Source organism: Qipengyuania gelatinilytica (assembly GCF_019711315.1).
GTDB classification, from domain to species: Bacteria; Pseudomonadota; Alphaproteobacteria; order Sphingomonadales; family Sphingomonadaceae; genus Qipengyuania; species Qipengyuania gelatinilytica.
The window spans coordinates 2,154,015-2,177,372 of sequence record NZ_CP081294.1; the positions used below are offsets into that span (position 1 = coordinate 2,154,015).

13 protein-coding genes and 1 riboswitch are annotated in these 23,358 nt (G+C 62.7%); of the genes, 12 read left to right on the forward strand and 1 reads right to left on the reverse strand.

The genetic code is table 11. The features are described from left to right. Positions 1 to 137: 137 nt before the first annotated feature. The 5 genes from K3136_RS10820 to K3136_RS10840 all read left to right on the forward strand — a co-directional run bounded on the left by K3136_RS10820 (position 138) and on the right by K3136_RS10840 (position 13,151). Positions 138 to 3,557 (forward strand): AAA family ATPase, encoded by a 3,420-nt coding sequence (locus K3136_RS10820; protein ID WP_221430324.1) that lies wholly within the window; start codon positions 138 to 140, stop codon positions 3,555 to 3,557. 90 nt (positions 3,558 to 3,647) lie between these two features. Continuing rightward, the gene (locus K3136_RS14140; RefSeq protein WP_221430325.1) at positions 3,648 to 7,319 is read left to right on the forward strand and encodes a calcium-binding protein; all 3,672 of its coding nucleotides are present in this window, start codon (positions 3,648 to 3,650) and stop codon (positions 7,317 to 7,319) included. Between the two features lie 102 nt (positions 7,320 to 7,421). Further along, a complete protein-coding gene (locus K3136_RS10830) occupies positions 7,422 to 11,126 on the forward strand; it encodes a calcium-binding protein (protein ID WP_221430326.1) in 3,705 nt (1,234 codons plus the stop codon). Between the two features lie 104 nt (positions 11,127 to 11,230). Beyond that, positions 11,231 to 12,655: an aldehyde dehydrogenase family protein gene (locus K3136_RS10835; protein WP_221430327.1), complete on the forward strand. Its 1,425-nt coding sequence runs from the start codon at positions 11,231 to 11,233 to the stop codon at positions 12,653 to 12,655. A gap of 91 nt (positions 12,656 to 12,746) precedes the next feature. After that, positions 12,747 to 13,151, forward strand: a complete 405-nt coding sequence (locus K3136_RS10840) for a hypothetical protein (RefSeq protein ID WP_221430328.1) — start codon at positions 12,747 to 12,749, stop codon at positions 13,149 to 13,151. A gap of 94 nt (positions 13,152 to 13,245) precedes the next feature. Here the strand turns inward: K3136_RS10840 and K3136_RS10845 are convergent, their stop codons facing one another. Beyond that, the gene (locus K3136_RS10845) at positions 13,246 to 15,255 is read right to left on the reverse strand and encodes a glycoside hydrolase family 3 N-terminal domain-containing protein (RefSeq protein WP_221430329.1); all 2,010 of its coding nucleotides are present in this window, start codon (positions 15,253 to 15,255) and stop codon (positions 13,246 to 13,248) included. Positions 15,256 to 15,556: 301 nt separating this feature from the next. Between K3136_RS10845 and K3136_RS10850 the strand changes: the two genes are divergently transcribed. The 7 genes from K3136_RS10850 to K3136_RS10880 all read left to right on the forward strand — a co-directional run bounded on the left by K3136_RS10850 (position 15,557) and on the right by K3136_RS10880 (position 23,358). Next, on the forward strand, positions 15,557 to 16,528 hold the full coding sequence (locus K3136_RS10850) for an ArsR/SmtB family transcription factor (RefSeq protein WP_221430330.1): 972 nt from the start codon (positions 15,557 to 15,559) through the stop codon (positions 16,526 to 16,528). Beyond that, a complete protein-coding gene (metF, locus tag K3136_RS10855) occupies positions 16,525 to 17,445 on the forward strand; it encodes a methylenetetrahydrofolate reductase (RefSeq protein WP_221430331.1) in 921 nt (306 codons plus the stop codon). Before K3136_RS10850 ends, metF begins: the two co-directional genes overlap by 4 nt. Positions 17,446 to 17,448: 3 nt before the next feature. Continuing rightward, positions 17,449 to 18,489, forward strand: a complete 1,041-nt coding sequence (locus K3136_RS10860) for a homocysteine S-methyltransferase family protein (RefSeq protein ID WP_221430332.1) — start codon at positions 17,449 to 17,451, stop codon at positions 18,487 to 18,489. Further along, the gene (gene metH, locus K3136_RS10865; RefSeq protein ID WP_221430333.1) at positions 18,489 to 21,116 is read left to right on the forward strand and encodes a methionine synthase; all 2,628 of its coding nucleotides are present in this window, start codon (positions 18,489 to 18,491) and stop codon (positions 21,114 to 21,116) included. The genes K3136_RS10860 and metH overlap by 1 nt, the downstream gene beginning before the upstream one ends. Before the next feature lie 56 nt (positions 21,117 to 21,172). Further along, positions 21,173 to 21,267: riboswitch (glycine riboswitch) on the forward strand. A 156-nt stretch (positions 21,268 to 21,423) separates the two neighbouring features. Then, entirely contained in the window at positions 21,424 to 22,596 is a 1,173-nt protein-coding gene (gcvT, locus tag K3136_RS10870) for a glycine cleavage system aminomethyltransferase GcvT (protein ID WP_221430334.1), read from the forward strand. 4 nt (positions 22,597 to 22,600) lie between these two features. Then, a complete protein-coding gene (gene gcvH / locus K3136_RS10875) occupies positions 22,601 to 22,972 on the forward strand; it encodes a glycine cleavage system protein GcvH (protein ID WP_221430335.1) in 372 nt (123 codons plus the stop codon). Positions 22,973 to 23,001: 29 nt separating this feature from the next. Next, positions 23,002 to 23,358: a hypothetical protein gene (locus K3136_RS10880; RefSeq protein ID WP_221430336.1), complete on the forward strand. Its 357-nt coding sequence runs from the start codon at positions 23,002 to 23,004 to the stop codon at positions 23,356 to 23,358.

Sequence of the window (23,358 nt, forward strand, 5' to 3'; positions counted from 1 at the left end):
CCCGAACTGTCGTCCCTGAACGGCAATCGGCGCGTTTTTCGGCGCGGAGTCAAGGGCTAGCTTGGAATCGACGGCTGCTCGATTTGTGGTTAATGATGACAACAGGGACGCGCCGCGGAGGAGGGCTGCAACGCATAATGCCCGATATTTTCATCTCGTACTCTCGCCCTGACGAGGCGGTGGCGCGGCGCTATGCCGACCGCTTCATCGAGGCCGGGATGGAAGTATGGTGGGACAGCCACCTGCGCTCGGGCGAGGAGTGGGACCGGGTCATCGAGGACGCGCTGCGGTCTGCCCATGCAGTGGTCGTGCTGTGGTCGCCGGACGCGGTGAACTCCCGCTGGGTGAGGGCAGAGGCAACCGTCGCGCAGCGCAAGGGCAGCCTCGTCCCCGCCGTGATCGCGCCGTGCGATCTGCCGATCATTTTCGAAATGACCCAGACCGCCGACCTGTCGCACTGGTCGGGAGGCGAGGACGATCCGAAGTGGCGGGCATTCCTGTCCGATGTAATGTCCAAGGTCGAGCAGTCGGGCGGGCATATACGCCGTCCGCCCCCGGCCGCTGCGGCCCCCGCTGCCACCCGCAGCGCGGTTCCTGGCGGAGAGCGGCGGCAGGTCACGGTCGTCAACTGCAACTTCACCCTGCCCGAGGATTTGGCAGAGGATCCGGAGGACCGGATCGAGCTGGTCGAAGCAGCCCACAAGGAGCTGGGCCAGGCGATGGCCCCCTTCGGCGGACGGGTGATCGAATCCGCAACCGAAAGCTTCACGGCCCTGTTCGGTCTTCGGCACACGCATGAGGATGACGCCATCCTCGCCGTCGATGCCGCGCTTGCGGGCAAGGACGCCATCGCCCGCCTCTCCAAGAGGACCGGCGAGCAAGTCCATCTGCGTTGCGGTATCCGCACCGGCACCGTCATCATCGAGAACGAGAACTCCAAACCGCTGTGCGGGGCGATCGACGAGGCCCAGCGGCTCGAAATGCGCGCCGGCGAGGGCGAAGTCCTTGTCTGTCCGGTCACCGCCAACCTCGTCGAAGGCTTTTTCCCGCTCTCGCAAACCAACGAAGGCACGATGCGGGTCGACGGGCCGCATTCGGCCGAGACGCGGTTCGAACTGTCGCGCTCGCGCGGGCTGACCACCTTCGTCGGGCGCGAGGAGGAATTCGCCATCCTTCGCGAAGCCTGCGATGCAGCAGCGCGCGGGGAGGGCCGCGTGGTCGGCCTTGTCGCGGAAGCTGGCTCCGGCAAGTCGCGCCTGTGCCACGAATTCAAGCAGGAATGCCGCCTTTCCGGCATGCGGATCATCGAAGGCTCGGCACGATCGAATGCGGGCAATGTGCCGCTGCATGCCGTGCTGGAACTGTTCCGCAGTTTCTTCGACCTGACCGGCCAGGAAAAGCCCGAGGAAGCACGCGAACGTATCTCGGGATGGGTCGCCAGCCACGAACCAAAGCTCGAGAGCGCGCTGCCGCTATTGTTCGAATTCCTCTCGATCACCGAGGAAGGCGCAGAGCCGAGCGGCATCGATCCGCAAGTGCGCCAGCGCCAGCTTGTCGGCATGCTTCGCCACCTTGTCGGGCTTGTCAGCAAGGACGCGCCTGCGCTGGTGCTGGTCGAGGACCTGCACTGGCTGGACGAATCCTCGAACCAGTTCCTCGAGGCGCTGGTGGAAGCGCAGCCGCGCTCGCGCTCGCTCCTGCTGCTCAATTACCGGCCCGAATTTCGCGGACCTTTCATGCAGGCCAGCCACTGCCGGCAGATCGCGTTGCAGCCGCTCGGCAGCGAGGACGTCAACGCGCTGCTTGCCAATCTTGTCGGGACCGATCCCTCGACCGATCCCTTGCGGGCACCGATCCTCGAAAGGACCAAGGGCAATCCCTTCTTCATCGAGGAAATCGTCCGCACACTTGCCGAAACCGGCCAGCTGACCGGAGAGAAGGGCGGTTACCGCTTTGCAGGAGACATCGATAACCTCGGCGTGCCCGACACGGTCAAATCGGTGCTGGCCGCCCGCATCGATCGCCTTGCGCCACAGGACAAGGCCGTGCTGCAGGCGGCTTCGGTCATCGGCAAGGATTTCGAAGAGCCGGTGCTCGAGCAGATTTCGGGTCTCACCGTTGCCGAGATCGGCGACGCGCTCACCAACCTCCAGCGCAGCGAGTTCATCGAAGAGACCGACATCTTCCCGGTTGCCCGCTTCACCTTTCGCCATCCGCTTGTCGTCGAGACTGCGCTGGGTAGCCTCCTGCGCAAAAGGCGGCGCGCGCTTCACGGCAAGGTCGCAGCCATCCTCGAACAAGGTGATCCGCAGCAGCTGGACGAACAGGCCGGCCTCGTCGCCCACCACTGGGAAGAAGCGGGAGAAAAGAGCAAGGCCGCCACGTGGTATGCGAGGGCCGGACGCTGGGTCATGCTGACCAACCAATCGGCCTCGAATACCAGCTGGTCGAAGGTTCGCGACCTGATCGGTGCGGAGCCTGCCAGCGAAGAGGAGATCGGCCTCAAGCTCGAGGCGATCATGCAGCTGCTCAACCTCAATTTCCGGGTGGCGGTGAACCTCGAACTTGCACGGACGCTGGTCGAGGAAGGCCAGGCGATCGCCGACATGATCGGCAACGAGGGTCTCAAGCTGCAGCTGTCGATCCTCTTCTCGCGCATCAGGTGCGGTGCGGGGGATCTCGACGGCTATCGGGAAATGGCCCGTGCCAATCTCGAAAAGGCCAAGGCCTCGGGCGACGAGGGGCTGATCATGGCGGCGCGCGTCATGGTCCTCGATGCCTGCATCTACTCCTGCAACTATGACGAGGTGATCGAGAGCTCGAAGGAATGGGCGGAGGAATATCCGCGCGATCTCCCCCGCGAACAATGGGCGACCGGAGTGAATCCTTACACCTTCCATTGTTTCATGGCCGCCGCAGCCTGTGGCTGGACCGGCAGGTATGACGAGGCGATCGAAGGCTTCGAGAAGGTCACCGCGCTGGTGCAAGAGGACGGAACCCACGAGGTGAACGGCTGGGTCAATTTCTCGACCTGCATCTTCGCGCTCTACAAGGGAGACCACGAGCTGGCTTCCAAAAGCGCAGCGAAGCTCGAGAAGCTGTGTGAAGAGACCGGCGGCCCGCTCAACATGGCGCATCATTACCTGGCCCAGTCGGAACTGGCGACATACGAAGAGCGCTATGACGAGGCGGTCGAATGGGCGCGGCGCGCCGAGGATTTCTTCTCCCGCCTCGACCAGCATTGGGAAGGCTTCGCGATGGCCCTCCATGCGAACGCGCTGCTCGGCAAGGGCGATTACGAAGGGGCCTTCGCCAAGGCCGACAAGGCTTGCATGGTGGCGCGTCGCTGCAACGTCAAGCCGATCTTCGCCCGTTCGCTTGCATTGAGGGCGCACGCGCAACTCTGCCGCGATGGCAAGGCCTCGCTGGAAGATGTCGCCAAAGACGTAGGAGAGGCGGCGCGGATCATCGAAGAGACCCGGTCGATCGCCTACCGCGGCAATGTCGAGAGAGCAGAAAAAGCGCTCGCCGAATTCGGTGTTTCGGCCGACGCCTAGCCGCCCCTATTCAGCGCCGAGTAATTCGTTGCGGTGTTAGTAGATTCCGAGTATTTCTTTTTCTTGGGTTTTACTTGGGGGCGCAATTCCATGTCGATCATTCCGAATCCGGGGCCGCGACCGACGGTCGCGCCGATTACCGAGCCTCTGGCGCAGGAACCCCAATCGTACGAGCCGGAGTATGTCGTTGCCGAGGGCGAGGTCATTTTCGCCGACGACCTCGATGTGATATTCCAGAGCTGGAACCTCCACGTTTACAACCACGGTACGATCTGGTTGGAAAACCTCGGAGCGAACGAGGTTCACGGCTGGCTGGTCACCGGCGGCGTCACTCAGCTCACCAATACCGGCCTGATCAACATTCACGGCGATTCCCAGGTCGAGCTGTCTCCCGAAATGGATCTGCTGGAAAACAGCGGGTCGATCTTCGTGACTTCCAACGAGGGCTGGGCACGAGGCGTCAAGAACTTCTACGGCAACAGCTTCGTCGACAATTCCGGTATCATCGCGGTTCAGTCGCTGATGGATGACGGCCAGCCGCTGTTCGGCGGCAATGCGACAGCCATTGACGTGGCCGGCCTCGAATTGCGCAATCGTGTCGGTGGGCAAATTCTGGTCGAGGCTCCGGAGCGCGCGATCGCGGTCTACGCCTCGCAGTCGGCGAACCCGACCCCGGGCGTGCCGATGATCAATAACTGGGGCCTGATCGAAGCCAATTCGACCGGGCCGGACGGTGCGTCCTTCGGCATCTACCTTGTCAACAATGGCTACGGCATCACGCCGATCAACAATGGCGGCACGATCCGCGCCGAGTTCGCGATCTACGGTGTGTCCGGCAACAACATCTCTGCCGACCCTTCGTTCACCATCAACAACCTTTCGAGCGGCGTGATCGACGGGCTGATCTGGCTCGACCGCGGCAACGATACGATCACCAACGACGGCCAGATCATCGGCGACGTTATCATGGAAGACGGCGACGATGTCTTCTCGGGCAACGGCTCGGTCAGCGGCGTCGTCGACATGGGCTTCGGCAACGACAACTACTCCGGCTCTGCCAATGCCGATCGGGCAACCGGCGGTAGGGGCGACGACGTCATGTCGGGCAAGGGTGGCCGCGACATCCTGACCGGCGGCTTCGGCGACGACGTGCTGATGGGCGACTGGGGCAATGACGGTCTCTATGGCGAGTGGGGCAGCGACACCATTCACACGCTGGGCGGAGACTACGTCGAGGGAGGAGCGGGCAATGACCGCGTGATCCTCGGCGACTACACCTTTGAAGCCGCGCATGGCGGCACCGGTTTCGACACGCTTGTCATGGCGAGCGGTGCGCGCAATTTCCGCCTGTCGCAGATGGTCGCAGGCGACCGCATTACCAGCTTCGAGCAGATCGAGCTGCAGGACGACCAGAACCTCTCGATCGACGACAAGTCTGCCGTAAACCTCGCCGGGCTCAATCCGCTCCGCATTGATGCCGATGCGAGCAATACGATCCACCTCGAAGGCGCGTGGACACGCGGCGCGGACCAGACCATCGACGATGTGCTCTACGAAACCTGGACGCTTGGCAATGCGACCATCCTCGTCACCGAAACGGCAACGGTAACGGCCAATTCGAACCCCGGCTATGGCGGTTTCGATGCGGTTGCCGGCGGTGGGGCCGCTCCGCGGGCGGGTCAGGCGGCAGGTCTGGATTACAGCTCGCAGGTCAATTTCCTGCAGGGTTATAACGTGCTGAATGGCGAATTTGCGATCGAGGCAGAGGAGATCTTTTTCTCGGCAGGTCCGCAAGTCGTGAACCTGCAGGCGACCGATTCTTCCCAGCAGTCCACTCTCGTCAACTACGGCCAGATCTACAGCATCCAAGAGCTGTATTCAGCGGCAGTTGCGGTCGATTCGACCGGCAATTCGCGGGTCGAGAATTACGGCATCATCACCGCAGAACAGTATTCCGAGTTGGGCGAGGACGTATTCTATTACCCGACCATCGCTCTCCAGCTGGGCACGTACTCGGAGATCGTCAATGCGGGCGAAATCCTCGCCTATTCCAACACCGGTAGCGCCATTGGCAGCAACCTTGGGTCTTGGTTCGAAAACTCTGGCGCAATTTACGCGATCTCCGCAAGTTCGCGCGCCATCGGCGTCAATAGTGTCTATGCAGAGCACATTACCGAGCATTACCAGACCTTCTTCAATACCGGTCTGATTTATGCCGAAGCCGGAGGTACAGGTAGGCAGATCTACGTCGAAAACGATTCGCGCGTCCCGGACGATGTCGCCGCGACAGGCGTGGCCGCGCAGGGTTCGCTGGTGAACGACGGTGATATTGTAGCGGTGCTCAATGCCAACGCCGACCAGACGCTGCAAACGATCGGCGTCTTCCTGATGCCGCTCTACGAGCAGTTCGACCGCAGCTACGGCGTGACCAATAACGGCACAATCGAGGGCGTCGATGCGATCGTCTTCAAGAACCTCAACCACGAGAGCTTCTTCCTCTACAACGGCTATTACGAGCACCATGATTACTGGGTCGAGAACAACGGCCTGCTGATCGGCAACGTCCGCTTCGAAGACGGCAATGACGAATACCACGGCACCGACGGCGAGATCACCGGCACGGTCTACGGCATGGGCGGCGACGACATCATGCTCGGCGGCGCGTTCGACGACAGCTTCGAAGGCGGTGATGGCAACGACACGATGCGGGGCCGCGAGGGCATTGACCGCGCTTCCTATTCGCAGGCCAGCGGAGCGGTGGTCGTCAACCTGATGATCGGCGCCGCGCAGGATACGTTCGGCGCTGGCGTCGACACCTTGTCGGGGATCGAGAACCTGACGGGCTCCGAGTTCAACGATCGCCTGACGGGCAGCATGGTGGCAAACACCATCGAGGGTCTTGGCGGGCACGACAGGCTGTTCGGCAATGCCGGCGACGACATCCTCATCGGCGGTGCTGGCAACGACCAGATGTATGGCGGCGCCGGCGCCGACACGATGGACGGCGGTGAAGGGAACGACCTCTTCGTCGTCGACAATGCGGGCGATGTCGTGATCGACCAGCTTGGCGGATACAACACGGTGCGCGCCAGCATCGACTATGTCCTGCCCGACACCATCCAGAAGCTGATCATGACCGGCGCGGCGACCACCGGTACCGGCAACGCCCGCAACAACGTCATCATCGGCACCGGCAATGACGATACGCTGTCGGGTCTTGGCGGTGCGGACCGACTGCTGGGCGGTTCCGGCATGGACAATCTGTCGGGCGGCAATGGCATGGACGAGCTGTTCGGCGGCAATGATGCCGATATCCTCGACGGCGGTGCACAGGACGACGTGCTGTGGGGCGGCTCCGGCGACGACACGCTGGGCGGCGGCGACGGCAATGACCAGCTCGATGGCGGCGCGGGCCGCGATGTCTTCACCGGCGGTGCGGGCGCGGATACCTTCTTCTTCCGCAGCGCATCCGACATGGGCATCACGAACGCGACTTCCGATCTGATCACCGACTTCGACCGCGCGGCTGGTGACAGGATCAACCTGTGGGGCATCGACGCCGATACCAATACGGCAGGCAACCAGGCTTTTACCTTCATCGGGACGGCTGCCTTCAGCGGCGTGGCAGGCCAGCTGCGCTACGTGTCGGATGGTGCGGGCGGACTGCGGGTCCAAATGGACACCAATGGCGACGGCGTTGCCGACCTTATCCTCTCGCTGTCGAACCTGACCGACCTGCAGGCCAGCGATTTCGTATTGTAATCGTGGAAGAAAAGCGGCGCTTGACGGCCACTGCGCGCTCAAGAGGCGGTTGCGCAATTAAGTCCCTATGCTACTGTCCCCGAAGTATTTGAGGGTCTCGTAATGGTCGCAATTGGATTCGATTTCGAAAAGGAATTCTGGGTAAGGAATTCGTGGCAAGCCAAGCCGCAAAATTCTTCGCCCACCACCATTATTCCCGATCCCGGCCCTGCGCCCGATGTTCCCGAGATGACCGGGGAAATAGAGCCGACCGGCGACACAGTCATCGCATCCGACGAGATTTACTATTCCACAGTGTACAGCTCCCTGTTTCGTTATGGACAGGGCAACGTCGTCGAAAATAATGGTACTGTGTGGCTCGAAACCGACGCCGGGAATGTATTCTTCTCCGTGGGTGTTTTTCCCGAGATCATCAATAACGGCCTGATTTATCTGCGGGGCGAAAGCCAGGTACAGCTCGCCCTCTCTTCCGATATCACGAATACGGGCGAAATTTACGGCATTTCCGAAGCCGGCTGGGCCCGCGTAATCCGTGGAGGCTTCCTCCTTCTGGAAAACTCCGGGCTCATCGCTGCCCAAACGCTGCAATCCACCTTTTTCGACAACTCGGGCAACGCCACGGCCGTGACGGCATCCAGTGGCGGGATCATCAACAATGCATCCACCGGCCAGATTCTTGCCGAGGCTCCGGATCTTGCGATTGCCGTCAGCATCGGAAGCTACGACGGCGACTCCGGCGATCCGACTCTCACCAACCACGGCTTGATCGAGGCCCATGCCACAACCCCGGACGGCATTTCCTTCGGCATCTACGCCACGCATGTCGGGGCGAGACCCGGCGCGCCGTCCTACAACCAGACGACCATCGTCAACCACGGGACCATTCGCGCTGAATTCGCGATCTACGGGACCGATGGCAGCAGCCCTCGTACCAATGCGATCGAGGAAATCATCAACACCGACACAGGCATCATCGATGGCCTGATTATTCTCGATTGGGGCGCGGACACGGTCCAGAATGACGGCCAGATCATCGGCCGCGTGCTCATGGGTGAGGGCGACGACTATTACTTCGGCTCGGGCACGATCGACGGCTATGTCGACATGGGCTGGCACGACGACCTCTTCGACGGTTCGGCCAATACCGACCGGGCCACGGGCGGACGCGGCGACGATACGCTCAACGGCTTTGCCGGCGGGGACCTGCTCCTCGGCGGTTTCGGTGACGACGTGCTCGTCGGCGGCTCGGGCAATGACGGCCTGTTCGGCGAATATGGCAACGATACGATCCTCACCGAAGGCGGCGATTACGTCGAGGGCGGCTCGGGCGCCGATCGCATCGAGCTGGGCGATTACAGCTTCGAAAGGATCGACGGCGGGTCCGGTTTCGACGTCCTCGCCATGGCGCAGGGCGCGCGCAATTTCGGTCTTGCGGCGCTGGTCTCTGGCGGACGTCTGGCCGGGATCGACGCCATCGAGCTTCAGGGCGACCAGCAGCTGGCCATCGACACTGCTTCGATCGCGAAACTTAGCGACGACGCGACCACGTTGTGGGTCGATGCGACCGCAAGCGATACCGTCCATCTCGTAGGCCAGTGGACCCGGGGCGACGATGTCACCTTCGACGGCGTCGACTACGCAGTCTGGCAGAAGGGGGCTTACACCGTACTCGTGACCGCGGTTTCGGCAGTCCAGGTCAATTCGACGCCGGGTTTTGCGGGACTCGATGCCGTGGCCGGAGGCGGAGCAGCCCTGCGGGCGAGCGAAGCGGCCGGAGTGGATTACACTCCGCGTGAAACCGTCCTGACGGCACATGGAGCATACGATTCCCGGCTGGATTCAGGAGAATATGACGAGTTCGTCGTCGATGCCGATGAGGTATTCTACACCGCCGGCATCGATCCCGTTTTCCGGGCCGGGGACGGCCTTGATGCCTTCACGAACAATGGCGAGATTTACGCTTTCGACGATGGGTACGTGACCGTAAACGGCCTGTCGTTGAGCAACAGCGGGTTCATCGACTTCACGAACAACGGACTAATCGCAGTCGAATCGACGGCGCCGTTGACCGATCTCGGCGATCTGTTGGAAGTCTCGATTGGCGTCGGGGTTTACGGTGACACGCTGAATACCGGCACGATCTCTATCTTTTCCGAATTCGGCAATGTGCAAGCTGTCGAGAGCAGGAGCCCGTCCAGCCTGTTCGACAACACGGGCGAGGTGTTCGCAATCTCGGCGACCCGTTTTGCGGTGGGTGTCACTGCGACCGGCGTGGACTTCAACGGTGACCGGATCTTCTATAACACCGGCCTGATTTACGCCGAGGGCGGCAACATCAGCGATCCCTGGAACGAGGACATTCCCGACCTGAACCCGGTCGTGGGTTCCTCCGCGATCGGCCTTCGCATTTTCAAGGACGCGATCAACGACGGGACGATCATCGCCGCGCTTTCGCCCGATGCGGTCGCAGGTGCGCACACCGTAGGCGTGGTGGCCGGTGGTTCCGATACCTTCACCAACAATGGCGACATCACGGGCACCTATTCGCTCGTCCTGTTCGGCGGCAGCGGCGGAGGCGTCGTCAACAATGGCTTGATGGACGGCGACATCCTCCTTGTCGGCGGGGCCGAAGAATATGACGGCAGGAACGGCCAAATCGTCGGCACGGTCTACGGCATGGACGGCGACGATACCCTGCTGGGTGGCGCATTCGACGACATTTTCGACGGCGGCGCGGGCAACGACACCATGCGCGGCGGCGCGGGTATCGATACCGCCCTTTACAACGAGGCGACGAGCGGCGTCCGGGTCAACCTCCTGGTCGGGGCGGCGCAAAATACGCAAGGCGCCGGTATCGATACGCTGCTCGGGTTCGAGAACCTCACCGGATCTGCTTACAACGACCAGCTGCGCGGCAATCTCGATGCCAATGTCCTGATCGGCCTTTCCGGCAACGACTCGCTCTTCGGCAATGACGGCGACGACGTCCTCGAAGGCGGCGATGGGAACGACCGGCTTTACGGCGGCAAAGGCGCGGACATCATGGATGGTGGCGCGGGCAATGACCTTTACGTCGTCGACAATGCGGGTGACGTCGTGATCGACCAGCTTGGCGGCTACAATATCGTGCGCGCCAGCGTGGATTTCATCCTTCCCGACGAAATCCAGAAACTGTTCCTCACCGGAGCCGCGAGTTCGGGCACCGGCAACGCTCGCAATAATGTCATCATCGGCAGCGGTAACGACGACACGCTCTCGGGCCTCGGCGGGGCGGACCGCCTGATCGGCGGCAACGGCCGGGACGACCTGTTCGGCGGCTCCGGCTTGGACGAGTTGTTTGGCGGCAATGATGCCGACATGCTCGACGGCGGCGGCCAGGACGACGTCCTGTGGGGCGGCGCGGGCAACGACATCCTGCTCGGTGGCAATGGCAACGACGGGCTCGACGGGGGTGCCGGTACCGACATTCTCACCGGCGGCGAGGGTGCGGACACGTTCTTCTTCCGCAGCGCAGCCGACTTGTCGGACAAGGCCTGGAATGCCGACCGCATCACCGATTTCGACCGCGCGGCGGGTGACACAATCAACCTGTGGGGCATCGACGCCGACACGAATGCGGCGGGCAACCAGGCCTTCACCTTCATTGGAACGGCGGCCTTCAGCGGCACTGCTGGCGAGCTTCGCTATGTCTCCGACGGGGCGGGCGGCCTGCGCGTCCTGATGGACACGGACGGGGACGGCGCCGCCGATCTCAACTTCCTGCTGTCCGATCTCACCGACCTGCAGGCGAGCGACTTCGTGCTCTGACGCACCGCTCGCCGCGGGCCTGTGGTCGAATCCCGTTTGCGATTCCGTCCAGCATGCCTAAGTTTCTCTCCGAAACCGATTCTGCGTTTTGAGGAGAGAGAGCCATGACCACCACATATGCGAACCTGATCGACGGCGAGATGGTGACGACGAGCAATACGTTCGAAGTCGTCAATCCGGCCAATGAAGAGGTCGTGGGTCTCGTCCCCTCCTGCGGTAAGGACGAGCTCGACCGTGCGGTCGCCGCTGCCCGCCGCGCATTCAAGACCTGGAAGAAGACCAGCGCGGAAGAGCGCCAGAAGGTCGTCATGGGCATTTCGGCCGCCATCAAGGAAAACGCTGACGAGCTGTTCCGCCTGCTCACCACCGAACAGGGCAAGCCGCATGCGCAGGCCCAGCAGGAAATCTACGGCGCAGCAGGCCTCGCCGCCGCGCAGTCGACGCTGACGCTCGATGACGTGATCAATCAGGATGACGACACGCGCCTCAGCCGTACGCGCCGTGTACCGGTGGGCGTGGTCGGCGGCATCGTCCCGTGGAACTTCCCCGTCATGATGGCGATCCAGAAAATCGTGCCCGCGCTGATTTCCGGCTGCACCATCGTATTGAAGCCTTCGCCCTTCACTCCGCTCACCACGCTGCGGATTGCCGAGCTGATCAAGGATGTCGTGCCCGCCGGAACGGTCAACATCATCACCGGCCCCGACGAACTCGGCCCGATGATCACCGAGCACCCCGATATCGACAAGATCACTTTCACCGGCTCGACCGCAACGGGCAAGAAGATCATGGAAGGCGCTGCGGGCGACCTGAAGCGCATCACGCTGGAGCTCGGCGGTAACGACGCCTCGATCGTCCTGCCAGATGCCGATGTCGAAGCGGTTGCGCAGCAGCTTTTCTGGTCGAGCTTCTCGAACGCGGGCCAGATCTGCGTCGCGGCCAAGCGCATCTACATCCACGAGGACATTTACGACGACCTGTCGAAGGCCATTGCGGAATACGCCAAGACCGTGGTCGTTGGCGACGGTTCGCAGCAGGGGACGGGTGTCGGCCCGATCCAGAACAAGAAGCAGTTCGACCGCGTGTGCGAGCTCATCCAGGATGCCAAGGACAATGGCTACCAGTTCTTGACCGGCGGCGAGGTCGACCCTTCGGGCACCGGCTATTACGTGCCGATCACCATTCTCGACAATCCGCCCGAAGATGCCCGCATCGTGGCTGAAGAACAGTTCGGTCCGGTCATGCCGCTGATGAAGTTCGGCAGCGTCGAAGAAGCGATCGAGCGCGCCAACAATTCGGAATACGGCCTTGCCGGCGCTGTCTGGACAAAGGACACCGACAAGGGCGTCGAGATCGCCGAACAGCTCGAAACGGGCACCGTGTGGATCAACGAATTCCTGCACATCTCGCCGCTTGCGCCCTTCGGCGGGCACAAGCAGTCGGGCATAGGCGCGGAATACGGCATCGATGGCCTGAAGGAATTCACCTATGCGCAGGTGATCACGGTCAAGCGCGACGCCGTCGTCTGACAAAGGCCAGGGATTTCCGATTCCGGGTCCCGACTCGGATAATTGCGCGATAAGCAGCGTGCGCGGTCGACCAAGCGAATGGAATGACCATATGCGCACGCTTGCTTCAATCGCCCTGCCGTTCGTCCTGATAGCCTGCTCTGGCCAGCAAGCCGAAGAGCCTGTCGTCGAGGAAACGGTGGCAGCCGTCGAAGAACCCGCAGTCACTGCTGCCAACGGCATCGAGCCGGGCAAATACGAGGTCAGCTGGGAAGACGGAACGGCCTCTGTGATGGAGACCCGGGCCGACGGGACCTACACTGCCACCGCACCCGACGGCACTGTGATCAACGGCACATGGGTGGTGACCGACGGCAAGTCCTGCTTCACTCCCGAAGGCGGCGATGGGGTCTGCTGGACCGAGGGGGCGACGGGAGAAGGCGGCAGCTTCACGGCGAATTTCGACGAAGGTGTCACGGTGACCGTCACCCCGCGGGTAGTTGCTCCAGCCGAATAGGCTGAAAGCTGCATTGATGAGCACTTCCATGACCATCGCGCGTGCCTAAAGTGCGCGCGATGACCCGCATGGGGCTCCGCGATCTGGTCGCTGGTCAGGCTGTCCGGCGACCAGCGTGGGCAGATGGACGGGAGCCATCGCCCCGGGCCATGAGCCGGGCGAAATCTTCATCGATCAGTGCGGTCTCGCTGATCGTGCGAACCATGCTGGTGCCGAGGAAAATCTCATATTCCCCGCTGGGTACCACGAATGTGCTGCCCGACGTGCGCTTCCCGATATCTTCCCGCGTGATCTCGAAGGATAAGTATTGCCGCTCGCCAGGGCGGAGGCTGACCCGCGAGATGTCGACAAGGCGTGGCTTGGTACCCTTCTCCGCAAGGTGCCGGACATATAGCTGGGCCGTCTCGGTACCTTCACGATCACCGACATTGCGCAAGGCTCCATTGACCCGGATGCGGCCCGCATGGAAATCCAGGGCAAGGTCGGTCATCGCAAAATCGGCATAGGACTCACCATGTCCGAACGGCAGGCCTGGCCGATCCTTGGTGCCGGGAAGACCATGGACAAGCTTGCCCGAAGGACTGGCCTCTGCAGTGAGGAGCTCGGCAATCGCGTGGCCGGCCATTGCGCCGAGTTCACCAGCATGCAGGACGCTCGGCAGGTTCCGGCCTTCGATGACAGGGTCGATTGCCGTCGTTCCGATTGTGACCAGCACGGTCTGGCCGTTGGATCGTGACAGCGAGGTGAGCAATTGCTGCTGCGCTTCTCCCAAGGTTGCACTCTGGCCGGTGGGCAGCACGACGACGACGGTCCCGGCGCGCTTTGCCGCTTCGCAGGCCATGCCGATCGCCATGCGATCCGCGTCGATCAGCCTGTCTACCGGTGTTCCGTTGTTGCGCAGGGCAAGGCCGGGAACGTAGCGATGCGGCACACCGAGCTGTTCGAGCCCGTCGATGACGCTTGCTGCAAGGCCTTCCCGACCGCCGAGCGAGATCTGCCGGTCGCTCGCTGCAGGGCCGACGATCAGGATCTCGCCGGAATCGATGCCCAGCGGAAGCGTGGCGGGCATGTTCCGAAGCAATACCGCGCAGCGCCGCGCCAGGTCGAGCGCGACCTCGCGATTGTGGGCGGGCATGGGTGGCTTGGCGCGCGTTTTTGCCAGCTTTCCGGACAGTGCCTGGCCGAACAGGCCGGTCCTGTACTTGGCGCGCAAAACTCTCGCCACCGCATCTTCGAAGCGCTGCTCGGATATCCGGTTCGTCGTCACCGCCTCGACCAGGGAATCCAGCGGCATCGAAGAATGCGACACACCCTCCATCGAGAAGCTCGCCTCGCTGGCCAGCGCATCCCATTCGGGCAGGACAATACCGTCATAGCCGCCCGGACGGGAAACTGTTGCCAGATGCGGTGCTATCGCGGTGCGTGTGCCTTCGGAAAGGCGGTGCAGGGCGATGGCACCGACACCGGATCGCGCGAAGACTTCCGAGCACAGGGTAAGGGCCGCTTCGTGGAGAGGCTCGCCGCCCTGAGCTTGCGCTTGGGTCAGGTCGAGGCAGGCGAGTATTGCAGCACCGTCCTTGTCATCCGCGCCTTGAAGCCCGTCGATGAAAGCTGCGGCAAGGATGCTTGCGAGCCGATCGTGATCCGCGTGGAAGGCTTCATTCTGCTTCCCGCATCCCTCGCCAAGGCAAACCTCGGGGCCGAGGCCCCAGTTGACGCCCTTGTCGGCTGCTTCGCTGGCGATGATCCGACCTGCCTTGGCAAGCGCTTCGGGATCGAAACTCGCCGCCATGGTGGCCGGTGCGGGGAACTGGGTGTCGAAGCCCGACGCGATCCTGCCAGTGAAAAGCAGCGGCAGGCCGAGGCGGGTTTCCTCCTGCGCCATCTGCTGCAGCGCTTGGGCCTGAGCATGGTCGGCGACGCCGCGCACTATGCCGATGCGGCCTGCACGCAGCGCGCGGGTGAAGCTTTCCGCTGCTTCGGGCTGGTCGGAGTCCGGTGCCGGCCTGATCGCAAGTTGGCCCGCCTTCTCGAGCAGGGTCATATGCGCCAGCATGTCGCTGACGAAGCGCTCGCAATCTGGATCGGCATGGAACCGGCTCATGCGCGCAGTCCCCCGCGCCCGCACAAGCGTGCAGCTTCGCTGATCCCGATGCCGGCGAGCGATTGCCCGAGCACAAAACCTCCCAGTCGATGCGAGAGGATGTGGATCGGCACGTCCCCTCAAGAGCGCGCCGATCGAAAGCCGGATGGGCCGGCAATCGGTGCCCCGAAGCGAGGGATCCTGCGCCCGAATGGTAAATTTCACGTAAGCCTGCGCAGGAACGGGTCATTGGGGCGGCCGAAGCAAAGCTTTCGACAAGACGATTTACGACATAACAATATCTTTATATGTAGGTCAGGCGATGCGCACCGAAACACTCTTCCGCGCCCTGGCCGACCCGACCCGGCTGAGGATCATGCGACTGCTTGGCTCGATGGAGCTGGCGGTGGGCGAAATCGCGCAGGTCCTCGGGCAAAGCCAGCCGCGCGTGTCGCGCCATGTGGGCATATTGTGCGACGCGGGACTCGCCGAACGCAGGCGTGAGGGAAGCTGGATATTCCTTCGCGCACAAACCGAAGGACAGGGTGCGGTCCCGCTGCGATCGGATGTCGCCCGCCTCCTGACCCGGGCCGAATCCGCCGATCCTGCCTTTGGCGAACAATGCGAGGCCGATCGCCGCAAACTCGCCGAAATCCGTGATGCACGCGAGGAACAGGCGCAACAGTATTTCGCCGACCATGCTCATGACTGGGACGAATTACGCCGTCTCCATTCCTCCGACGAACAGGTCGAAGCGGCGCTTTCCAGGGCGCTTGGCGACAAGCGTCTGGGCCGCCTGCTGGATATCGGAACGGGCACCGGCCGCATGGCGGAACTCTTTGCTGAAGGGGCGGACCACATCGTCGCGCTCGACAAGAGCCTTGCCATGCTTCGCGTCGCCCGCGCCAAGCTGCAGCACCTGCCGGCCGAACGCGTGGAACTCGTTCAGGGCGATTTTTCCGGCCTGCCGTTTCCGCCGGCCAGCTTCGACACGGTGTTGTTCCATCAGGTTCTCCATTTCGCGCACAGCCCAGCTGCCGCACTCTACGAGGCCGCCCGCGTGACGCGTGCCGGGGGCCGGATCGCGATCGTCGATTTCGCCGCCCACCAGCGCGAGGAATTGCGCGACCGCCATGCGCACGCGCGCCTCGGCTTTGAAGATTCGCACATGCGCGACCTGCTCGACGATGCCGGTTTCGACGTCGGCGATCCCGTGTCACTGGAAGACGGCGAACTGGTGGTGAAAATCTGGGTCGCCGCGCGGCGGCGCATACAGGAAAGGAATTCGGCATGAGCCCCACGCTTGACCAGATGCGCGAGGCACAGCGGGCGCTTGAGACGCCGCTCTTCTCCGGCCTGCCCGGCGATATCGAGGTGAGCTTCGAATTCTTCCCGCCCAAGACCGAGAAGATGGCCGAAACGCTGTGGCAGAGCGTCGAGACCTTGAAGCCGCTCGACCCGCGATTCCTGTCGGTGACATATGGTGCCGGCGGATCGACCCGCGAGCGCACGCATGAGGCCGTGCGCCGGATCGTGGGCGAAACCGATATCCCGGCTGCGGCGCACCTGACCTGCGTCGATGCGACTCGCGAGGAAGTCGACGAGGTTGCGCGCGAATACTGGGAGGAAGGCGTTCGCCACATTGTCGCGTTGCGCGGTGATGCGCCCGATGGAAGCGGGACCTACACGCCGCATCCCGGTGGCTATGAGAATGCTGCCGATCTCATCGCGGGGCTCAAGAAGGTCGCCGATTTCGAGATTTCGGTCGCAGCCTATCCCGAAGTCCATCCGGATTCGCCCGACCGACAGGCCGACCTCGACAATCTGAAGCGCAAGTTCGACGCCGGTGCGACGCGCGCCATCACCCAGTTCTTCTTCGACCCCGAATGCTTCTTCGACTTCCGCGACAAGGCAGCCGCTGCAGGGATCGAGGGCGAGATCGTGCCCGGCATCATGCCGGTGCTGAGCTTTGCCGCAGTCCAGCGCATGTCGGGCCTGTGCGGCACCGCGATCCCCGACTGGATGGAAGGGCTGTTCGACGGTCTCGATGAACGCCCCGAGGCGCGCCAGCTGGTCAGCGCCACCATCGCCGCCGAAATGTGCCGCCGCCTTTATGCCGGCGGTGTCCGCCAGTTCCACTTCTACACCCTCAACCGCGCCGAGCTGAGCTATGCGATCTGCCATATGCTCGGCCTGCGCCCGAAAGCGTAGCCCATGTCGAAGCGAGCCGAATTCGAAGCCGCCGCTGCCCAGCGCATCCTGATCAAGGACGGGCCCTATGGCACCGAGATCCAGCGCGCGAGCCTCGCGCCGGAGGACTATGCGGGCGAGACCGGGCTGGAGGCGGACCAGAAGGGCAATAACGACCTCGTCAACCTGACCCAGCCGCAGGTCATCCGCGCCATTTGCGACAGCTACATCGACGCAGGCGCGCATATCCTTGCCACCAACACCTTCAACGCCAACCGCATCAGCCAGGCCGATTACGGGGCGCAAGCGCTGGTGCACGATATCAACGTGTCGGCTGCAAGGATCATCCGCGAAGCCGTCGATGCGCGAACCGATGGCGTCCAGCGCTTCGTTGCAGGCGCAATGGGACCGACGAACAAGACGCTGTCGCTCTCGCCCGATGTCGAAGACCCGGGCTTTCGCGAAGTGACCTATGACGAGATTGTCGAGGTCTATGTCGAACAGGCGCGCGCGCTGGTCGAGGGCGGGGCCGACTTCATCCTGATCGAGACCGTGTTCGACACGCTGAACTGCAAGGCCGCAATCATGGCGGTGAAGCAGCTGGAGCGCGAGCTCGGCTGCGACATCCCGCTGATGATTTCGCTCACGCTCACCGACCTGTCCGGCCGCAACCTGTCGGGCCATACGGTGGAAGCGTTCTGGTATACCGTGCGTCACGCCAAGCCGCTGACCATCGGGCTCAACTGCAGCTTTGGCGCAGAGCAGCTTCGACCGCATGTTCAGATCCTGTCGGACATCGCCGATACCTACCTGATGGCCTATCCCAACGCGGGCCTGCCCAACGACCTCGGCGAATATGACGAACTTCCGGAAACCACGGCGGCGCTGACGAAGGTCTGGGCGCAGAATGGCCGCGTCAATGCACTGGGGGGCTGTTGTGGCTCTACGCCGCAGCACATCGCTGCGATGGCCAAGGCTGTCGAGGGCATTGCGCCGCGCACAGTGCCCACGATCGACCCCGACATGCGCCTTGCCGGCCTTGAACCCTTTACGATTGCTGCCTGATGAGTGACCTGACAACTGCCCGCTTCGTCAACATCGGCGAACGTACCAATGTGACCGGCTCGGCCCGGTTCAAGAAGCTGATCCTGTCGGACGATTACGAGACCGCCGTCGAGGTCGCACGCGACCAGGTCGAGAACGGCGCGCAGGTGATCGATGTCAATATGGACGAGGGCCTGCTCGACGCCGAAAAGGCGATGACGACCTTCCTCAAGCTGATCGCCGCTGAGCCCGATATCGCGCGCGTTCCGGTGATGATCGACAGCTCGAAATGGGACGTGATCGAGGCGGGTCTTAAATGCGTTTCAGGCAAGCCGATCGTCAATTCGATCAGCATGAAGGAAGGCGAAGAGCAGTTCCTCGAGCATGCGCGCAAGTGCATGGACTATGGCGCAGCCGTGGTCGTCATGGCCTTCGACGAGACCGGGCAGGCCGACACGAAGGAGCGCAAGGTCGAGATCAGCAGCCGCGCATATGACCTGCTCACCGGCATCGGTTTTCCCCCCGAAGACATCATCTTCGATCCCAATATCTTCGCCGTCGCAACGGGGATCGAGGAGCATGACCGCTACGGCCTCGACTTCATCGAGGCGGTGGCCGAGATCAAGCAGCGCTGTCCGCATGCGAAGACCAGCGGCGGCCTGTCGAACCTCAGCTTCAGTTTCCGCGGAAACGAGACCGTGCGCCGCGCGATGCACTCTGTCTTCCTCTACCACGCGATCCCTGCCGGGCTCGACATGGCGATCGTCAATGCGGGCCAGCTCGACGTCTACGACCAGATCGACCCGACCCTGCGCGAGGCGTGCGAGGACGTGATCCTCACGCGCCGCGAGGATGCGACCGAGCGGCTGATCGACCTTGCCGAAAGCTACAAAGGCAAGTCCGCTGCCGACGAGAAGGCCGCCGAGGAGTGGCGCGGCTGGGACGTGAAAAAGCGGCTCGAACACGCGCTGGTGAAGGGTATCGACGCGCATGTCGTCGCCGATACCGAGGAAGCGCGCGAACTTGTCGCAGCCTCCGGCGGGCGCCCGATCGAGGTGATCGAAGGCCCGCTCATGGACGGCATGAACGTCGTCGGCGATCTATTCGGCAGCGGCAAGATGTTCCTGCCGCAGGTGGTGAAATCGGCGCGCGTCATGAAGAAGGCCGTCGGCCACCTCATCCCCTTCATCGAGGCGGAAAAGGACCTGCTTCCGGAAGAAGAGCGGAAAGCCAAGGGCAAGATCGTGATGGCGACCGTGAAGGGCGATGTGCACGATATAGGCAAGAATATCGTCGGCGTGGTGCTGCAGTGCAACGGATATGACGTCATCGACCTTGGTGTCATGGTGCCATGGTCCAAGATCCTCGAGACCGCGCGCGAGGAAAAGGCGGATATGATCGGCCTGTCCGGCCTCATCACGCCCTCGCTCGACGAGATGGTGACGGTGGCCGAGGAAATGCAGACAGCGGGAATGGACCTGCCGCTGCTGATCGGCGGCGCGACCACCAGCAAGGTCCATACCGCGCTCCGTATCGACCCGGCCTATGAGGGGCCCGTGATCCATGTGCTCGACGCGAGCCGCGCGGTTGGCGTCGCCAGTCGCCTCTTGTCGGACACCCAGCGCGACGATTTCGTGTCCGACACCGCAGCCGAATATGTGAAGGTTCGCGAAGCCCGCGAAGGCAAGTCGCAGAGCGTTCTCCTCTCCATCGAAGAGGCGCGCGCGAACCATTACGACCCGTTCTATTCCAACCGCGCCGCTCCGCCGCTGCGTCCGGGCGTCCACGCCTTCGACGATTGGTCGCTGGAAGACCTGCGAGACTACATCGACTGGACGCCCTTCTTCCGCGCCTGGGAACTGCACGGCACCTATCCCAAGATCCTCGACGACGAGGTGGTCGGCGAGACGGCGCGCCAGCTGAAGGCCGATGCTGACGCCATGCTCGACCGGATTATCGAGGGCAAATGGCTGACCGCGAAGGGTGTCGCGGGTTTCTGGCCCTGCGCCCGAGATGGCGACGATGTCACGCTCCACCTCGCCGATCGCGAGGAGCGGGTGATCCTGCCTTTCCTGCGCCAGCAGGTGAAGAAAAGCCGCGAGCGTGCGAACATGTGCCTTGCCGACTTCATCGATCCGGCGGGCGACTGGATCGGCGGCTTTGCCGTCGGCATTCACGGGATCGAGGCGCATTCGAAGCGATTCATCGAGGACAAGGACGATTACTCCGATATCCTCCTCAAGGCGCTGGCCGACAGGTTTGCGGAAGCCTTTGCCGAGCGGCTGCACCAGCACGTCCGCACCGATTTGTGGGGCTATGCGCCGCAGGAGCAGCTCACCAACGAGGCGCTGATCAAGGAGGAATACCGCGGTATCCGTCCGGCACCGGGCTATCCCGCCTGTCCCGATCACAGCCTGAAGCCGATCCTGTTCGACCTGCTCGATGTGCCGAAGAATGTCGGGCTGGAACTGACCGAGAACTTCGCCATGTATCCCACGGCCGCCGTCAGCGGGTTCTATTTCGGGCACCCCGAAGCACAGTATTTCGGTGTCGCGCGCATTGGCCGCGACCAGCTGGAGGACTACGCGGCGCGGCGCGGTGTGGATATCGCAACTGCGGAGCGCTGGCTGCGGCCCAATCTGGATTGACCCCGCAGGGCTTATCGCGCAGGGCATATCCGTCGGCTGTGGAAGCGATTCTGCGGCGGGCGCGCACGGGAGAGTTCGGGCAGGACAGTTGCCCGACGCCGAAGGAGCAACCGCCCCGGAAACTCTCAGGCACACGGACCGTGCGCACCATCGACACTCTGGAAAGCGCCACCGCTTCCTGCGCGTGGCCACCGAAGGGGTAAGCGCGCTCATCTGCGCGTCAGTCTCTCAGGTTTCCCGACAGAGGGGGCATGGGTTGGTTGGGCGTCCCGATGGCGGGCGCTCCCATGCTTTTGAAGGACGGGACTTGAGCGAAGACAACGAAACCATCGACGAAGTACAGACGCTGCCGCTTGATGCATGGCATCGCGGCAAGGGCGCGCGCATGGTCCCCTTTGCGGGCTATGAAATGCCGATCCAGTACGAAGGCATCGTCGCCGAACACAACTGGACGCGTGAGCAGGCGGGCCTGTTCGATGTGAGCCACATGGGACAGCTGATGGTCACGGGCGATAAGGCCGCCGAGGAACTCGAAAAGCTGCTTCCCGGCGCCATCGCCTCGCTCAAGCCCGGCCGTACGCGCTATTCGCTGCTGATGGCGGAGGACGGCGGCATCCTCGATGATCTCATGGTCACCAATGCTACGCCCTGGATCGAAGCGGACGAGGAAGCCGGCACCGAAGGCCACTGGGGCGAGCCTGCCTATTACCTCGTCGTCAACGGCGCGATGAAGTGGGACGATATCGCGCATCTTCGCGAACATCTCGACGACGATGTGACGCTTACCCACATGGACGAACACGCGCTGCTCGCGCTGCAGGGTCCCAATGCCGCCACCGCGCTCAACCGCGTCATGCGCAATGTGATCGACGACATGGTTTTCATGGATTCGGTCTGTCACGATTTCGGCGAATGGCCGCTGCGCATCACGCGCTCGGGCTATACGGGCGAAGATGGCTTCGAAATCTCACTTCCGGCTGAGCATGCGGAGACCTTCTGCAACCGCATGTGCGCCGAAATCGAGGTGCGCCCGATCGGCCTCGGTGCGCGCGACAGCCTGCGCCTGGAGGCGGGGCTGCCGCTTTACGGCCATGACATCACCGAAGAAACCGACCCGGTTTCTGCCGATCTTACCTTCGCGCTGACCAAGAAGCGCCGCGAGGAAGGGGGCTGGATGGGCCACGAAGCGGTCGCCAAGGTGTTCGCCGATGGTCCGGCGCAAAAGCGCGTCGGCCTCGACATCGAAGGCCGCCTGCCGGCGCGCGAAGGTGCGCTCGTCTATTCCGGCGACAAACAGGTCGGCCGCGTGACCAGCGGCGGCTTCTCGCCCACGCTCCAGCGCCCGATTGCAATGGCTTACATCGACACCGAGCTCACCGAAGAGGGAACCGAACTCGAGGTCGAGGTTCGTAAGAAGAGACTGCCGGCGAAGGTCGCACCCATGCCCTTCGTCCCCCACCGCTACTACAGAGGGAAGTGACCTGATGGCCCGTTATTTCACCGATGAACACGAATGGATCGACCTCGAAGGCGACACCGCCACGGTCGGCATCACCGATTACGCGCAAGGCCAGCTGGGCGACATCGTCTTCGTCGAACTGCCCGAAGTCGGCACCATGGTCGAGAAGGGCAAGGACGCCGCCGTGGTCGAAAGCGTCAAGGCCGCGAGCGACGTCTACGCGCCGCTTTCGGGCGAAGTCGTCGAAGTGAACGACGGTCTCGAAGAAGACCCCGCGCTGGTCAATTCCTCTCCGGAAGAAGACGGCTGGTTCTTCAAGATGACCGTCTCCGACAAGTCCGAACTCGAAGGGCTGATGGACGACAAGGCCTACAAGAGCTTCTGCGACGAGCTTTGATTTTGATCGCGACAAGGGTGAATCCGTCTGTGGCGATTCTTGCAACCCTTGTCGCTGCCTGCCAATCGACGCCGGTATTCGATGATCCCTCACTGGCAGAAGTGAGAGAGAAACGCTTGGAATGGAGCGGTCGCACGGTAAATGTTCGCGGCACAATCGAGGGCTGCAAAGGCGAAGCCTGGGGCTGCGTTTTGTTTAGCGGTCCTTCGGATGACAAACGTTCAGTTTTGATTATCGATTTCGCCCCCGAACTGGAGCCTCAACTGGCCGCAGTTGCGGGGAGGGAGATTTTGTTGCGTGCCCGCGTGACAGACGAATGCGCTCGTCAAATCTGTACAGATCGCGGACCGGACATCGTCCCGCTCCAAATACTCAAGGTTTACTAA

Coding starts and splice junctions, on each gene's coding strand:
- gcvH (WP_221430335.1), top strand. CDS start 22,601: ATGGCCCGTTATTTCACCGATGAACACGAATGGATCGACCTCGAAGGC.
- metH (WP_221430333.1), top strand. CDS start 18,489: ATGAGTGACCTGACAACTGCCCGCTTCGTCAACATCGGCGAACGTACC.
- K3136_RS10830 (WP_221430326.1), top strand. CDS start 7,422: ATGGTCGCAATTGGATTCGATTTCGAAAAGGAATTCTGGGTAAGGAAT.
- metF (WP_221430331.1), top strand. CDS start 16,525: ATGAGCCCCACGCTTGACCAGATGCGCGAGGCACAGCGGGCGCTTGAG.
- K3136_RS14140 (WP_221430325.1), top strand. CDS start 3,648: ATGTCGATCATTCCGAATCCGGGGCCGCGACCGACGGTCGCGCCGATT.
- K3136_RS10835 (WP_221430327.1), top strand. CDS start 11,231: ATGACCACCACATATGCGAACCTGATCGACGGCGAGATGGTGACGACG.
- K3136_RS10840 (WP_221430328.1), top strand. CDS start 12,747: ATGCGCACGCTTGCTTCAATCGCCCTGCCGTTCGTCCTGATAGCCTGC.
- K3136_RS10820 (WP_221430324.1), top strand. CDS start 138: ATGCCCGATATTTTCATCTCGTACTCTCGCCCTGACGAGGCGGTGGCG.
- K3136_RS10845 (WP_221430329.1), bottom strand. CDS start 15,255: ATGAGCCGGTTCCATGCCGATCCAGATTGCGAGCGCTTCGTCAGCGAC.
- K3136_RS10850 (WP_221430330.1), top strand. CDS start 15,557: ATGCGCACCGAAACACTCTTCCGCGCCCTGGCCGACCCGACCCGGCTG.
- K3136_RS10860 (WP_221430332.1), top strand. CDS start 17,449: ATGTCGAAGCGAGCCGAATTCGAAGCCGCCGCTGCCCAGCGCATCCTG.